Genomic DNA, 11,920 nt, shown 5'->3' on the forward strand with positions numbered 1-11,920 from the left:
CCGGTGACCAGGTCAGACGCGGGGCTGCTCCGTGGCCCCGTGTCCCCGCTCCCGGGCGCCTGCCCGGGTGCGGCCCGTGGCGACCGGGCGCTGGGGGTTGCGGCGCAGGTACTCGCCCTCCAGCGCGGCCATCCGGCCGTTGTGGGCGCGCAGCGCGCCGCTCGAGCCGTACAGCAGGGTGTCGTGGCGCGTGCGGTGGATGGTCTCCAGCTCTTTCATGAGCTGCTGGTCGTCCAGGCGGCTGGGGTCGACTCCGGTCATGGCGGTGTCCCACTCTTCGTGTTCGTTCATGGGGTTCGGGTACCCGCCCGGTGAGCACTACTGAGCACTGCTTCCGAGCGGAATCCGGGAGAGAACCATGGATCTCGCCTATCTGCACCCACTCTACGAACATCCGGGCCCCTGGGCCTCCGTATACGTCGACACGTCCCGGCACGCGGAGGACACCGCCCACGCGCTGCATCTGACGGCCACCGCGATGGCCCGCGAGCTGGCCGGGCAGGGCGCGGACGACGCCACCTGCCGGGCGGTGGAGAGCGCGATCGAGGATCTGCGCCACTCCCCCGACCGGTACGGCAGGGCCCTCTTCGCCCGGGCGGGCGCAGTGGTGCTGGATCCCGCGCTGACCCGGACCCCGCCGGGCGGCAGCCTGGCCCACTGGGCTCCGCTGCCGCGTACGACACCGCTGCTCGACCTGGCCGGGGAGAACCCGGTGTGTGTCGTCGCCTACGTCAACCGCAGGGGCGCCGACTTCGAGCTGCGCAGCGCGCTGGAGCGGCGGCCGGCCGGCGCCGTGGCGGGCCGGCAGTGGCCGGTGCACCGTACGAGCAGCGCCGACTGGTCCGAGCGGCACTTCCAGCTGAAGGTGGAGAACACCTGGGAGCACAACGCCGCGGAGATCGCCGACGCGCTCACCGTCTGCCAGGAGGAGACCGGCGCCGACCTGCTGGTTCTCGTCGGTGATCCGCGCGAGCGGCGTGAGGTGCACGAGCGGCTGCCGCAGCGGATCAAGGACCTGGTGGCGCAGACCGAGCACGGCACCGGCAGCCGGCTCCTGGACGACGACGTCGAGCAGGTCCGCACCGACCATGTACGACGGCGGGCCGAGGCCGAGCTGGAGCGCTTCCTCGCGGCCCGCACCCCGGACGACGAGGGCCGCGCCCGGGCCGTGGAGAGCCTTCCCGAGCTGCTGGAGGCGGCCCGTGAGCACCGCATCGCGGAGCTCCTGGTCCGCCCGGGAGGCCCCGATCTGCACCGCGACGTGTGGATCGGCGAGGACGCCGACCAGCTGGCCGTGCGCCGGACGGAGCTGACGATCCTCGGCGAGCAGAACTCGTGGGCGGCCCGCGCGGACGACGCCCTGATGCGGGCGGCGGTCACGACGGACGCCACGGCGCTCGCCCTCACCGAGCCGGGCGACGGGGTCCTGCCCGGCGGCCTGGGCGCACTGCTGCGCCGGCAGTGAACGGCCTGGGCCGGGCGCGCTGCGGCACCGACGTGAGTGCCTGCCCGCGCGGGATCAGCGCACCCGCTCCACCCGCCGCTCGTCCCACACCGGCTCCGGTGTCTCGCGGACCCTGCCGTCGCTGCCGAAGACCAGGTAGCGGTCGAAGGAGCGGGCGAACCAGCGGTCGTGGGTGACCGCGAGAACCGTGCCGTCGAAGGCCTCCAGGCCCTCCTGGAGGGCCTCGGCGGACTCCAGATCGAGGTTGTCCGTGGGCTCGTCCAGCAGCAGGGCCGTGACGCCCTGGAGCTCCAGCAGAAGGATCTGGAAGCGGGCCTGCTGGCCGCCGGAGAGGCGGTCGAACGTCTGCTCGGCCTGCTGGGTGAGCTCGTAGCGGCGCAGCCTCGACATCGCCGCGCCCCGGTCCTGGGAGTGCTCGGCCCACAGGATGTCGAGGAGGGTGCGGCCCATCAGCTCGGGGTGCGCGTGCGTCTGGGCGAAGTGCCCGGGCACGACCCGCGCCCCGAGCTTCCACGCGCCCGTGTGGGCCACGGTCTCGCCGGCCAGCAGCCGCAGGAAGTGCGACTTGCCGGAACCGTTGGAGCCGAGGACGGCGACCCGCTCGCCGTAGAAGACCTCCAGGTCGAAGGGTTTCATCAGCCCGGTCAGCTCAAGTCCCGCGCAGGTGACGGCCCGTACGCCGGTACGGCCGCCCTTGATCCGCATCCTGATGTCCTGCTCGCGCGGCGGCTCGGGCGGCGGTCCGGCCTCCTCGAACTTGCGCAGCCTGGTCTGGGCGGCCTGGTAGCGGGAGGACAACTCATGGCTGATGGAAGCCGCCTGACGGAGGTTCAGCACCAGCTTCTTCAGCTGGGCGTGCTTCTCGTCCCAGCGGCGGCGCAACTCCTCGAAGCGGGCGAAGCGTTCGCGCCGGGCCTCGTGGTAGGTGGCGAAGCCACCGCCGTGCACCCAGGCGTCGGCGCCCGCGGGCGACGGCTCGACCGACACGATCTTCTCGGCGGCGCGGGACAGCAGCTCCCGGTCGTGGGAGACGAAGAGGACCGTCTTGCGGGTCTCCCTCAGCCGCTCCTCCAGCCAGCGCTTGCCGGGCACGTCGAGGTAGTTGTCCGGCTCGTCGAGCAGGAGTACCTCGTCGGTGCCGCGGAGGAGCGCCTCCAGGACGAGCCGCTTCTGCTCGCCGCCGGAGAGGGTGCGCACCTCCCGGAACTGCGCCTTGTCGTAGGGGACGCCCAGCGCGGCCATGGTGCACATGTCCCACAGCGTCTCGGCCTCGTACCCGTGCGCCTCGGCCCAGTCGGAGAGGGCCTGCGCGTACTGCATCTGCGCGGCCTCGTCGTCGACGGTCATGATCGCGTGCTCGGCTCGGTCGACGGCCTTGGCGACTTCCTGGATCCGCGGCGAGGACACCGACACCAGCAGGTCCCGTACGGTCGTCTCGTCGCGTACGGAGCCCACGAACTGGCGCATCACGCCGAGGCCGCCGGTGACGGTGACGGTCCCGCCGTGCGGTTTCAGCTCGCCGGAGATCAGGCGGAGCAGGGTGGTCTTGCCGGCGCCGTTGGGCCCGACGAGGGCCATGGCGGCCCCTTCGCCCACCCGGAACGACACGTCGCCGAGCAACGCCCTCCCGTCAGGGAGGTAGTACTCGAGGTGTGCGGCTTCCAGATGTCCCATGAGGCCGCATTGTGCGGGTCGGGGCGTGCGCCGGGCAAACCGTTATCCGGCCTCGCCCAGGACCGCCGTCCGGCTATTCGACCTCGTCGAGGGGCCTGCCCGTGGGTCCGGCCTCGGTGCCGGGCCCGGTGGCCGCCACGACGGCGCCCGCCCACGACAGGGCCTTCCAGCCGTCGGAGGGGGAGCCCTCCAGGACGACCACGCCGGTGTTGTCCAGGGGGCGGGCGGCGGCGAAGCCGACGTCCACGTTGTCGGCGCGGGCCGAGGTCCACATGCGGATCGCGGCGCCGTGGCTGACCAGGGCGACGGTTCCGGCGCCGCTCGCGGCGGCCTCGGCGATCACGGCGTCGTACCGGGCGAGGGCCTCGGCGCCGCTCTCGCCGCCCGGCATGCGCCGCGCGACGTCCCCGGCCGACCAGGCGAAGATCGTCTCCATGTAGGTGTGACCGGCCCGCGAGTGGCCGTCCAGCATCTCCAGGTCTCCGGCGCCGATCTCCCGGATGCCGTCGCGGACGAGGACGTCGAGGCCGCGGGCGGTGGCCAGCGGGGCGGCGGTGAGCTGGGTACGGACGAGGGTGGAGGCGTAGAGGGCCTCGATGTCCTCGTCGGCGAGGGCCTCGGGCAGGGCCGCCGCCTGCCGTTCGCCGAGGGGGGTCAGTCCGGGTCCGGGTATCGCCGTGTCGAGCAGGAAGGCGACGTTGGACGGGGTCTGGCCGTGGCGGACGAGGAGCAGTCGCATGCGGTGAGCCTCCGTTGTGGTGACCGCCCCCGGACAAGAAACGGCCACTTCAGGGTACCCGGCACGGCATGACCCCTGACGTGGACCTCACCGCCCCGAAGCCCGGTCGGCACGCCGTGCGCGACGCGCTGCTGGCCCTCGACTGCCGGCTCTTCGAGTTCGCCGCCGACCGGAACTGGCCGCTGGCCGAACCGGTGCTGCCGCGGCTGAGCCGGAGCGCGAACCACGGTGTGCTGTGGTTCGCGGCGGCCGCCGCGATGGCGGCGAGCCGTACCCCGCGGGCCCGCCGGGCCGCCGCCCGCGGTCTCGCCTCGCTGAGCCTGGCCTCGCTGACGATCAACACCCTGGGCAAGCGGTCGGTACGGCGTCCGCGGCCCGTCCTCGACCCGGTGCCGCTGGTGCGGCAGCTGAAGCGGCAGCCCATCACCACGTCGTTCCCGTCCGGGCACTCCGCCTCGGCCGCCGCGTTCGCGACGGGCGTGGCCCTGGAGTCGCCGGCCTGGGGCGCGGCGGTGGGCCCCGTCGCCTGGTCGGTGGCGCTGTCCCGGGTCTACACCGGGGTGCACTTCCCGAGCGATGTGCTGGCGGGCGCCCTGCTGGGGGCGGGTGCCGCGTTCGCCGTACGGGGCATGGTGCCCACCCGGGCGCAGCTCGGCACACCGCCCCGGCCCCGCGCCGAGGTGCCGGCGCTGCCCCAGGGCGAGGGCCTGGTGGTCGTGGCGAACAGCGCCGCGGGGACCTCGGAGCGGGTGCGCGCGCTACAGAACGCACTGCCACGGACCGAGCTGATCGAGTGCCAACCGGCGGACATACGGACCGAGTTGGAGAAGGCGGCCACCCATGCGCGCGTGCTCGGCGTGTGCGGCGGCGACGGCACGGTGAACGCTGCCGCCGAGATCGCCCTGCGCCACGATCTGCCCCTCGCGGTGCTGCCCGGCGGCACCCTCAACCACTTCGCCTACGACCTGGGCGTGGAGGACGTCCGCGATGTGAGCCGGGCCGTCCAGCAGGGCGAGGCGGTACGGGTGGACGTGGGCCGCATCGAGTGCGGCGGGCCACGGGGCATCTTCCTCAACACGTGCAGTCTGGGCGTGTATCCGGAGCTGGTGCGGGTCCGGGACCACTGGTCGCGCCGGATCGGCGGCTGGCCGGCCGGGGTGCTCGCGGCGCTGCGGGTGCTGCGCACCGACGGGCATCCGCTGGAGGCCGAGTTCCGCGGCCGGGCCCGCCCGCTGTGGCTGCTGTTCGTCGGCAACGGCACCTACCACCGGGTGGGCCTGGCACCGGGCCGCCGGCTCGACCTCGCGGACGGACAGTTCGACGTACGGGTCGTGCACGGTGGCCGGCGTCCCGCGACCCGGCTGCTGGCCGCCGCCCTCGCCGGACCGCTGACCCGCTCCCCCGCCCACGCGGCCGTCCAGGTGGGCCGGCTGCGCCTTGCGGGCGTGGCTCCGGGCACGCTCCTCGCCTACGACGGTGAAGTCACCGAGGTGGCGGGCGAGGTGACGCTGGAGAAGCTGCCCGAGGCGCTCACGGTGTACCGCCCGCTGCCCGGGGCCTGATGAGCCGTCAGTCCATATAGTAAAACGTGGGTCTCATCATTCGACATGCGCGCGTACGGTGACGCATACCGAGGAAGCCTCGGGAGCAGGCCGGAACAGGGGAGTTCAGCCATGTCGAAACCGCAGGAGACCGCCGTCTACACGCACGGGCACCACGAGTCGGTGCTGCGCTCGCACACCTGGCGCACCGCCGCCAACTCCGCGGCGTATCTGCTCGGTTCGCTGAAGCCCCACATGAGGATCCTGGACATCGGCTGCGGTCCGGGCACGATCACCGCCGACCTGGCGGAGCTGGTCCCCGACGGCCAGGTCACCGGCGCCGACCACGCTTCCGGGATCCTGGACCAGGCCCGCGCCACGGCCGCCGGACGCGGCCTGACCAACGTGGACTTCGCGGTCGCCGACGTGCACGCCCTGGACTGGCCGGACGACACGTTCTGCGTGGTCCACGCCCACCAGGTGCTCCAGCACGTCGGGGACCCGGTGCAGGCGCTGCGCGAGATGCGTCGGGTGACCAGGCCGGGCGGGTTCATCGCGGTCCGTGACTCGGACTACGCGGCCATGACCTGGTATCCGGCGTCCCCGGGGATGGACGACTGGCAGGACCTGTACCAGCGGGTGGCCCGCGCCAACGGCGGTGAGCCGGACGCCGGGCGCCGGCTGAAGTCATGGGCGCTGCGGGCGGGTCTGACGGACATCACGGCGACCTCGGGCACCTGGACCTACGCGACCGCGGAGGAGCGGGCGTGGTGGAGCGGTCTGTGGGCCGACCGCACCGTGGCGTCGGCGTACGCGGACCGGGCCGTCGCCGGCGGCCACGCGACGCCGGAGCAGCTGCGGGCGATCGCGGACGCCTGGCGGGAGTGGGGCCGGCAGGAGGACGGTTGGTTCAGTGTGCTGCACGGAGAAATTCTGTGCCGAAAGGACGTCTGAATCTCCATTTCCGGGAAACCCGGAATACAGGAGGTTCACATTATGGTTGCCATCCTTCTGGTACTGCTTCTGGTACTGATTCTGTTCGGTGCCGGATTCGCGGTGAAGATTCTCTGGTGGATTGCGCTCGCGGTACTGGTTCTCTGGCTGCTGGGATTCCTGATGCGGGGCACAACCGCAGGCGGAGGCCGGGGTCGCTGGTACAGGTGGTGAGTTAGTCCCGGGGCAGCAACGGTCCCAGCGGCCCGAGGTCCAGATTCAGGTCCTCGGGCCGCAGTCCGTAGCGCTCACGCAGTTCGGTCATGCGCTCGTCCAGCAGCATCAGGGTGAGCCCGATGCGTTCCTCCTGCTCCTCGGTCAGACCGCCGTCGTCGAAGCGGCGCAGCGCCTGGCGTTCCATGAGCTGGCGCAGCAGCTCGACGACGGTCAGCACGAGTTTGACGAGGTCGCGTTCGACGGTGTCCGGTTCGAGGTCGAGCCGGTTGCGGGCACGGGTCACGTCAACTCTCCCCACGGTGCGGGAACGTTCTCGTTCACGGAGCTGATCAGGGCGTTGAGGTCGATGCGGACGAGGTCGACGTCCGCGATGCGCAGGGTGATGTCGCCCGTGATGACGACCCCGCCGGCCAATAGCCGGTCGAGGAGGTCCACCAGGGCGATCTCTCGGCGTTCGACGACGGTCAAGGTTTCTCCCCCGCAAAGGAATAGGCGGCCCATGGGCCGGTGAGTTCCACGCGGAAATCAGCTGTCTCGTCCTTCGTCCGGTCGACGAGTTCCACGAATTCCTCGGACCTGGACCGCGGCACCAGATAGGCGGCATTCAGTACGTTGCGGCCCGCCGTGCCGGAAAGGGTCGCGTTCTGCGGGGGATGCAGCCGGGAATCCTCGGCGACGGCGGAGAGGGTTTCGTGCAGTCGGTTCGCGAATTCCTCGGCCCGCTGCCACTGCTCCTCGTGCGCCCGCACCCCGGCCCGGCGCTGCCGCAGATAGTCGCGGCCCGTCGCCGCCTTGGCGGCCGGCGCTCCGGTGTCAGCGGACGGGGTGTCGGCGTACAGCTTGACGCCCCATTCGACGCGTCCCTCCAGTCGGTCGAGGGTGCGCCGGAAGTCGGCCTCCCTGGCCTGGAGCATCGTGCGGACGCCGCTGTCGTCGCGGAAGACGGTGGCGAGCCGGAGCGGCAGCGGGGTGGTGACGACGGTGAGGGCGTCGATCACGCCCTGGTGGGCCCGGGCCGTCGCGGTCAGCCAGTCCAGATCCTCCAGACGGGACCGGAGCGGCTCCTCCGCGAAGTCCCGCTCCGGCACATGGCTGACGACGGCGACGAGGCCGTGGTGGGCGAGCAGTCTGGGCGGGTCACCGGCCACGCCCGTCAACTGGGCCTGCAACGGGGTGCCGAAGGGGCGGCAGACGGCGTACACATACCGCAGTCCGGTCATCAGGCCTCCTTCTCCTCGGCCCGCCCGGGCTCGAGTTGCGCGATCCGCTCGCGCAACTCGGCGTTCTCCCGGGCGAGTTCCTTGCGGCGGGCGCCGGAGGACAACGCGGGGTCGTCCTCCCACCAGTCGATGCCCATCTCCTTCGCCTTGTCGACGGACGCCACGATGAGCCGCAGCTTGATGGTGAGGAGTTCGATGTCGAGCAGGTTGATCCGGATGTCGCCGGCGATGACGATGCCCTTGTCGAGCACCCGCTCCAGGATGTCGGCGAGGTTCGCGCCACCGCCGTCACGGCCGTAGGGCTCGGGCAGTCGGCCGGCGGTGGTCATCGACGGCTCCCGCCCTCGGCGTACTCGTACTCCTCGTCCTCCGCGGCTTCGGCCTCGTCATCGGCCTCGTCCTCGTAGCCGTCCTCCGGCTCTTCCTCCTCCGCTTCCTCCTCCTCGTACTCGTCCTCGGGCTCCTCCTTGCCTTCCTCCATCTCGGCGTCGGGGCCCTCCTCCTCAGCTTCCTCTTCCTCGCCCTCGTATGCCTCCTCGGGCTCCTGGTCCTCCTCCTCGGCCACCGCGTCCTCGTGGCTGCGGACGACCTCGCCGTCGCGGATCTCGCCGCGCCAGCCGTCCTCGGCCTCGCCCTTGATGGTGACGAAGCGGACGTAGTTCTTGAGGTCGAGGCGGGCCCGGCGGCCCTGGGCGCGCCAGATGTTGCCGGTCTTCTCGAACAGTCCCTTCGGGTAGTACTCGATCACCAGCAGGACGCGAGTCAGGCTGTCGGCGAGCTCGTGGAAGGAGATGACACCCTTCGTGGTGCCCTTGGCACCCTCCGACGTCCAGGCGATGCGGTCGTCGGGTATCTGCTCGGTGGTGTGCGCCTTCCAGCTGCGGTTGGACCAGAAGACCTTCAGCTGCCAGTCGGAGGTCGTGTCGTCGGCGCGGTTCGCGCTCTTCACACCCTTGGCGAAGGTGGAGAAGTCCTGGAACTGCGTCCACTGGTCGTAGGCCGTGCGCAGGGGGACGCCGACATCGACGTACTCCATGATCACGGTGGGCTTCTTGCCCGCCCCGCCCTTGCGCTTGCCCTTGCCGCCCCCCAGGTTCTTCAGTGCGCCCATGACGTTCTCCTTGGCGCGGGAGGCGCCCACCTCCAGGGCGGAGCGCAGCGGGCCCTTGCCTTCGGCCAGCTTGCGGCCGCCGTCCAGGGCGAGCTTGGTGAAGCCGGGGCTGTTGCCCTCGGCGATGTCGTTCAGTTTCACGGTGGTCTCGCCCAGCTTGCGCCCGGCGCCGATCAGCAGGCGCTGGGCCTGGGCGGCGAGGTACTCCTGCACCTCGGCCTTGAGCCGGTCGACGGCCTCGCTCTGGGCGACCCCGCCGAGCGGGCCCGCCTTCGTGGCGCCGCGCGCGGCGGAGGCCGCGGATCCGACGGTGTCGGTCATCGGTCACCGCCTCCCTTCGACACGCGCGAGCGGGCACCGCGGGCGGCGCCGCCCGCCGAGGTGGACTTCTTGGCCGCCGTCTTGCGCGCGGTTGTCTTCTTCGCCGCGGTCTTCTTCGCCGCGGTCTTCTTGGCGGGAGCCTTCTGGGCGCTCTTCTTCGCGGGCGCCGTCTTCTTCGCAGCCGACTTCTTCGCGGCCGTCTTCTTGGCCGCGGCCTTCTTCCCGGGCGGCCCGGACTCCTCCCGCTCGGCCTCGGGCTCGTCGTCGTTCCCGTCGTCGTCCCGGGCCTCGTCGTCGCCGTTCTCCTCGTCCCTGGCCTCGTCGTTCTCCCTGTCCTCGTCGTCGTACTCCTCGGACTCCTCGTCGCTGTCGAAGCCCAGGTCCGAGGTGTCCGGCACGACGCCCGCCAGCTGGTCGCGCACCTCGGCGGTGCGGCCGTGCAGCCGGCCCGCGAGGGCGTCGATCTGGCGCTCGACCATGGCACCGGAGGCCGCCTTGCCGACGCCGCGCAGGTCCTGCCGCAGCTGGTCGCCGATCTCCTTGAACTGCGGGTTGTTCCGCAGCTGCCCGGAGACCAGGTCGGCGATGGCCCGCGGGCTCAGCTGCATCCGCTTGCCCGCGACCAGGGTTCCGACGGCGACGGCCATCTTCAGCTTCTTGGTACGCCCGAGGACGTATCCGGCCCCTACGGCGAGGCCCAGTCCCACTCGGTTCATCAACTCGTCCAGTCGTCGGTTCCCGCGCCTGGGTTCAGGCCCGTCTCCAGCCGGTCGAGGAGCTCGTCCTCCTGCCGGTCGAACTCGTCCTCGTCGATCTCGCCCGCCTCCAGCCGCTCTTCCAGCCGGGCGAGTTCGGCCCGTACCGTGGCCGGGTCGTAGTAGATGCGCTCCGCCTCGCTCAGCACCTGTCTGACGACCCAGGCGCTGCCGCGCACGGGCGCGAACGGCAGCAGGAGCACCTCTCCGATGAGACCCACGTCCTCACCTCACTCCCCGGAACTCTCGGCGCCGGCCGTACTGCCGGCGGGCTCGGCGGGGCCGGGCTCGACGAAGCTGTACGGCGGCAGCGGACCGTTGACGCGCAGTTCGAGGTGGGGATGGCTCTTGCGCACCTGCTCGACCGAGGCGAGGAACGTCTCGGCCGCGTCGCGCTCCACCAGGAACGACACATTGGCGATCCAGCCGGTGGACTCGGGCCCGGCGCTGACCGCCGCGGCGCTCGTCTCCAGGCCCTGCTGCACCTCGGCGGCATCCTCGGCCTCGCGAGCCTTGACGGCGGCGACCACCATCTCGCCGAGCCGCAGCTTCTCCTCGTAACTGCCGCCGCCCGCCTGCCGGTTGGCCTCGGTCAGGGACCGCAGCTCGGGGTTCTCGGCCATCACGCGGTGCAGCACGGCCTCCTCGTCATGAGTGGCCTTGACGTTGTACTCGACCTTGCCGTCCAGCGCCCGCAGGCGTTCCCGGTAGTGCTCGGCCCGCTCGGCGAGCACGCCGGTGACGGTCTCGTCGTCGGGTGCCACACTGCCGAACCGCATGGGCAGCACACAGCCGCCCGCGCCGGCCTCGGCGAGCACGTTCTGGTGGGCGAGCAGGTCCTTGCGCTTGGGCCGCAGCCCCTCGGGCGCGTCGCTGACGACGGCCGCCAGGCCGCCCTCCTTCAGGATGCGCACGGGCCGCTGCGGGTCACCCACGCCGCCCATGTCCTCGGGCAGCGAGGGCCGGGAGCCGTCGATGATGCCGTACACATACGTGCTCACTCCTGCTCCTCCTTCCTGCGTGAGGCCGTCGACTTACGGGCGCGTGGCCGTTGCTGCGGTTCGCTCTCGCCCTCCTCGCGCGCCTGCTTGAAGGCGTCGGAGATGGTCTGTGCGGCGCCGGACAGTGCGCCCTTGGACTTGCCACGGGCGCCGGACTCGGTCATCTCGCCGACGAGGTCGGGGAGGCCGGGGTTCTTGCGCGGCCCGGCTTCGAGGTCGAGGCGGTTGCACGCCTCGGCGAAGCGCAGGTACGTGTCCACGCTGGCCACGACGACCCGGACGTCGATCTTGAGGATCTCGATACCGACCAGGGAGACCCGCACGAACGCGTCGATGACGAGACCCCTGTCGAGGACTAGTTCCAGAACGTCGTAGAGGCCACTCGAGCCACCTCCGCCGCCGCTCTGCTGTGCCGGGACAACGGTCATGCCGACCGCGCCTCCTTCTCTGCCGTTTCGGATTGAGGACCGGGACGGCGGCCTACCTGCCGCCCGGCCTGTGTGCGTCGGAGCGCCCGCGTTCGTAGCGGCGGACGCGCCGGTAGCCCGTGAGCTGCCCTTCCGGGTCGAGGTCGACCTGGTAGCTCGCCATCAGGCTCATCGTGTCGGGCACGCGGGCGAGTTCGAGGACCTCGATCTCCAGCGACCAGCCGTCCTCCGTCTGCTCGAAGGACGACACCGTCTCGGCGGCCATGCCGGTCAGCTCCGCGAGCTGGGTCCGCGCCTCGCGCAGCACCTGCATGGGGCTCGGCCGGTCGTCCGCCGTGTCGCTTTCCGCCCGCTTGGGGGATTGTTGTGAATTCTGGGTGTCTGATGTGTTTTTTGTGTTCGACATGGCCACCTCTCGCTCCGGGTGGCCTCCTGCCCGCGGACCAAACCTTTGAGGTGCGCGGATGTCGACCAAGGTGTGCGGATGTCGACGAG

General features: G+C 71.5%; 17 protein-coding genes. 4 read left to right on the forward strand and 13 right to left on the reverse strand.

Annotated elements, in window-relative coordinates:
* Positions 1 to 12: 12 nt before the first annotated feature.
* The gene (locus OG866_RS08035; protein WP_329332826.1) at positions 13 to 291 is read right to left on the reverse strand and encodes a DUF6158 family protein; all 279 of its coding nucleotides are present in this window, start codon (positions 289 to 291) and stop codon (positions 13 to 15) included.
* 67 nt (positions 292 to 358) lie between these two features.
* Between OG866_RS08035 and OG866_RS08040 the strand changes: the two genes are divergently transcribed.
* A complete protein-coding gene (locus OG866_RS08040) occupies positions 359 to 1,465 on the forward strand; it encodes a baeRF2 domain-containing protein (protein WP_329332828.1) in 1,107 nt (368 codons plus the stop codon).
* A 54-nt stretch (positions 1,466 to 1,519) separates the two neighbouring features.
* Here the strand turns inward: OG866_RS08040 and OG866_RS08045 are convergent, their stop codons facing one another.
* Positions 1,520 to 3,139 carry an ABC-F family ATP-binding cassette domain-containing protein gene (locus tag OG866_RS08045; RefSeq protein ID WP_329332830.1) on the reverse strand — a complete coding sequence of 540 codons (1,620 nt, stop codon included), beginning with the start codon at positions 3,137 to 3,139 and terminating at the stop codon, positions 1,520 to 1,522.
* Positions 3,140 to 3,212: 73 nt separating this feature from the next.
* The gene (locus tag OG866_RS08050; RefSeq protein ID WP_329332832.1) at positions 3,213 to 3,878 is read right to left on the reverse strand and encodes a histidine phosphatase family protein; all 666 of its coding nucleotides are present in this window, start codon (positions 3,876 to 3,878) and stop codon (positions 3,213 to 3,215) included.
* 68 nt (positions 3,879 to 3,946) lie between these two features.
* Between OG866_RS08050 and OG866_RS08055 the strand changes: the two genes are divergently transcribed.
* The 3 genes from OG866_RS08055 to OG866_RS08065 all read left to right on the forward strand — a co-directional run bounded on the left by OG866_RS08055 (position 3,947) and on the right by OG866_RS08065 (position 6,586).
* Positions 3,947 to 5,440: a bifunctional phosphatase PAP2/diacylglycerol kinase family protein gene (locus OG866_RS08055; protein ID WP_329332833.1), complete on the forward strand. Its 1,494-nt coding sequence runs from the start codon at positions 3,947 to 3,949 to the stop codon at positions 5,438 to 5,440.
* Positions 5,441 to 5,551: 111 nt separating this feature from the next.
* Complete coding sequence (locus tag OG866_RS08060; protein WP_329332834.1) at positions 5,552 to 6,373, forward strand: class I SAM-dependent methyltransferase; 822 nt, start codon at positions 5,552 to 5,554, stop codon at positions 6,371 to 6,373.
* Between the two features lie 42 nt (positions 6,374 to 6,415).
* A complete protein-coding gene (locus OG866_RS08065) occupies positions 6,416 to 6,586 on the forward strand; it encodes a hydrophobic protein (RefSeq protein WP_329332836.1) in 171 nt (56 codons plus the stop codon).
* Position 6,587: 1 nt separating this feature from the next.
* On the opposite strand, the gene OG866_RS08070 is transcribed toward OG866_RS08065, so the two are convergent.
* Genes OG866_RS08070 through OG866_RS08115 form a run of 10 tightly spaced genes read right to left on the reverse strand, consistent with a single transcriptional unit; the run spans position 6,588 to position 11,831 of the window.
* Positions 6,588 to 6,872, reverse strand: coding sequence for a gas vesicle protein K (locus OG866_RS08070; protein ID WP_059195289.1), 285 nt, complete (start codon positions 6,870 to 6,872; stop codon positions 6,588 to 6,590).
* Positions 6,869 to 7,057 carry a gas vesicle protein gene (locus OG866_RS08075; protein WP_329332838.1) on the reverse strand — a complete coding sequence of 63 codons (189 nt, stop codon included), beginning with the start codon at positions 7,055 to 7,057 and terminating at the stop codon, positions 6,869 to 6,871. Before OG866_RS08075 ends, OG866_RS08070 begins: the two co-directional genes overlap by 4 nt.
* Positions 7,054 to 7,809: a GvpL/GvpF family gas vesicle protein gene (locus OG866_RS08080; RefSeq protein WP_329332840.1), complete on the reverse strand. Its 756-nt coding sequence runs from the start codon at positions 7,807 to 7,809 to the stop codon at positions 7,054 to 7,056. Before OG866_RS08080 ends, OG866_RS08075 begins: the two co-directional genes overlap by 4 nt.
* Complete coding sequence (locus OG866_RS08085; RefSeq protein WP_329332842.1) at positions 7,809 to 8,138, reverse strand: gas vesicle protein; 330 nt, start codon at positions 8,136 to 8,138, stop codon at positions 7,809 to 7,811. The genes OG866_RS08080 and OG866_RS08085 overlap by 1 nt, the downstream gene beginning before the upstream one ends.
* The gene (locus tag OG866_RS08090) at positions 8,135 to 9,241 is read right to left on the reverse strand and encodes an SRPBCC family protein (RefSeq protein ID WP_329332844.1); all 1,107 of its coding nucleotides are present in this window, start codon (positions 9,239 to 9,241) and stop codon (positions 8,135 to 8,137) included. Before OG866_RS08090 ends, OG866_RS08085 begins: the two co-directional genes overlap by 4 nt.
* The gene (locus OG866_RS08095; RefSeq protein WP_329332846.1) at positions 9,238 to 9,957 is read right to left on the reverse strand and encodes a DNA primase; all 720 of its coding nucleotides are present in this window, start codon (positions 9,955 to 9,957) and stop codon (positions 9,238 to 9,240) included. The genes OG866_RS08090 and OG866_RS08095 overlap by 4 nt, the downstream gene beginning before the upstream one ends.
* Positions 9,957 to 10,217 carry a gas vesicle protein GvpG gene (locus OG866_RS08100; RefSeq protein WP_329332848.1) on the reverse strand — a complete coding sequence of 87 codons (261 nt, stop codon included), beginning with the start codon at positions 10,215 to 10,217 and terminating at the stop codon, positions 9,957 to 9,959. The genes OG866_RS08095 and OG866_RS08100 overlap by 1 nt, the downstream gene beginning before the upstream one ends.
* Before the next feature lie 9 nt (positions 10,218 to 10,226).
* Positions 10,227 to 10,997: a GvpL/GvpF family gas vesicle protein gene (locus tag OG866_RS08105; protein ID WP_329332849.1), complete on the reverse strand. Its 771-nt coding sequence runs from the start codon at positions 10,995 to 10,997 to the stop codon at positions 10,227 to 10,229.
* Positions 10,994 to 11,425, reverse strand: a complete 432-nt coding sequence (locus OG866_RS08110; RefSeq protein ID WP_329332850.1) for a gas vesicle structural protein GvpA — start codon at positions 11,423 to 11,425, stop codon at positions 10,994 to 10,996. The genes OG866_RS08105 and OG866_RS08110 overlap by 4 nt, the downstream gene beginning before the upstream one ends.
* Positions 11,426 to 11,477: 52 nt before the next feature.
* Complete coding sequence (locus OG866_RS08115; RefSeq protein ID WP_329332852.1) at positions 11,478 to 11,831, reverse strand: gas vesicle protein GvpO; 354 nt, start codon at positions 11,829 to 11,831, stop codon at positions 11,478 to 11,480.
* Positions 11,832 to 11,920 lie beyond the last annotated feature (89 nt).

Origin of the sequence: Streptomyces sp. NBC_00663, assembly GCF_036226885.1 — a bacterium.
Lineage (GTDB): Bacteria > Actinomycetota > Actinomycetes > Streptomycetales > Streptomycetaceae > Streptomyces.

What these genes read in the sequence shown, in the direction of transcription:
- OG866_RS08095 (WP_329332846.1), bottom strand. Translation starts at nt 9,957, where the DNA reads ATGAACCGAGTGGGACTGGGCCTCGCCGTAGGGGCCGGATACGTCCTC.
- OG866_RS08065 (WP_329332836.1), top strand. Translation starts at nt 6,416, where the DNA reads ATGGTTGCCATCCTTCTGGTACTGCTTCTGGTACTGATTCTGTTCGGT.
- OG866_RS08060 (WP_329332834.1), top strand. Translation starts at nt 5,552, where the DNA reads ATGTCGAAACCGCAGGAGACCGCCGTCTACACGCACGGGCACCACGAG.
- OG866_RS08035 (WP_329332826.1), bottom strand. Translation starts at nt 291, where the DNA reads ATGAACGAACACGAAGAGTGGGACACCGCCATGACCGGAGTCGACCCC.
- OG866_RS08110 (WP_329332850.1), bottom strand. Translation starts at nt 11,425, where the DNA reads ATGACCGTTGTCCCGGCACAGCAGAGCGGCGGCGGAGGTGGCTCGAGT.
- OG866_RS08090 (WP_329332844.1), bottom strand. Translation starts at nt 9,241, where the DNA reads ATGACCGACACCGTCGGATCCGCGGCCTCCGCCGCGCGCGGCGCCACG.
- OG866_RS08040 (WP_329332828.1), top strand. Translation starts at nt 359, where the DNA reads ATGGATCTCGCCTATCTGCACCCACTCTACGAACATCCGGGCCCCTGG.
- OG866_RS08080 (WP_329332840.1), bottom strand. Translation starts at nt 7,809, where the DNA reads ATGACCGGACTGCGGTATGTGTACGCCGTCTGCCGCCCCTTCGGCACC.
- OG866_RS08115 (WP_329332852.1), bottom strand. Translation starts at nt 11,831, where the DNA reads ATGTCGAACACAAAAAACACATCAGACACCCAGAATTCACAACAATCC.
- OG866_RS08050 (WP_329332832.1), bottom strand. Translation starts at nt 3,878, where the DNA reads ATGCGACTGCTCCTCGTCCGCCACGGCCAGACCCCGTCCAACGTCGCC.
- OG866_RS08085 (WP_329332842.1), bottom strand. Translation starts at nt 8,138, where the DNA reads ATGACCACCGCCGGCCGACTGCCCGAGCCCTACGGCCGTGACGGCGGT.
- OG866_RS08055 (WP_329332833.1), top strand. Translation starts at nt 3,947, where the DNA reads ATGACCCCTGACGTGGACCTCACCGCCCCGAAGCCCGGTCGGCACGCC.
- OG866_RS08045 (WP_329332830.1), bottom strand. Translation starts at nt 3,139, where the DNA reads ATGGGACATCTGGAAGCCGCACACCTCGAGTACTACCTCCCTGACGGG.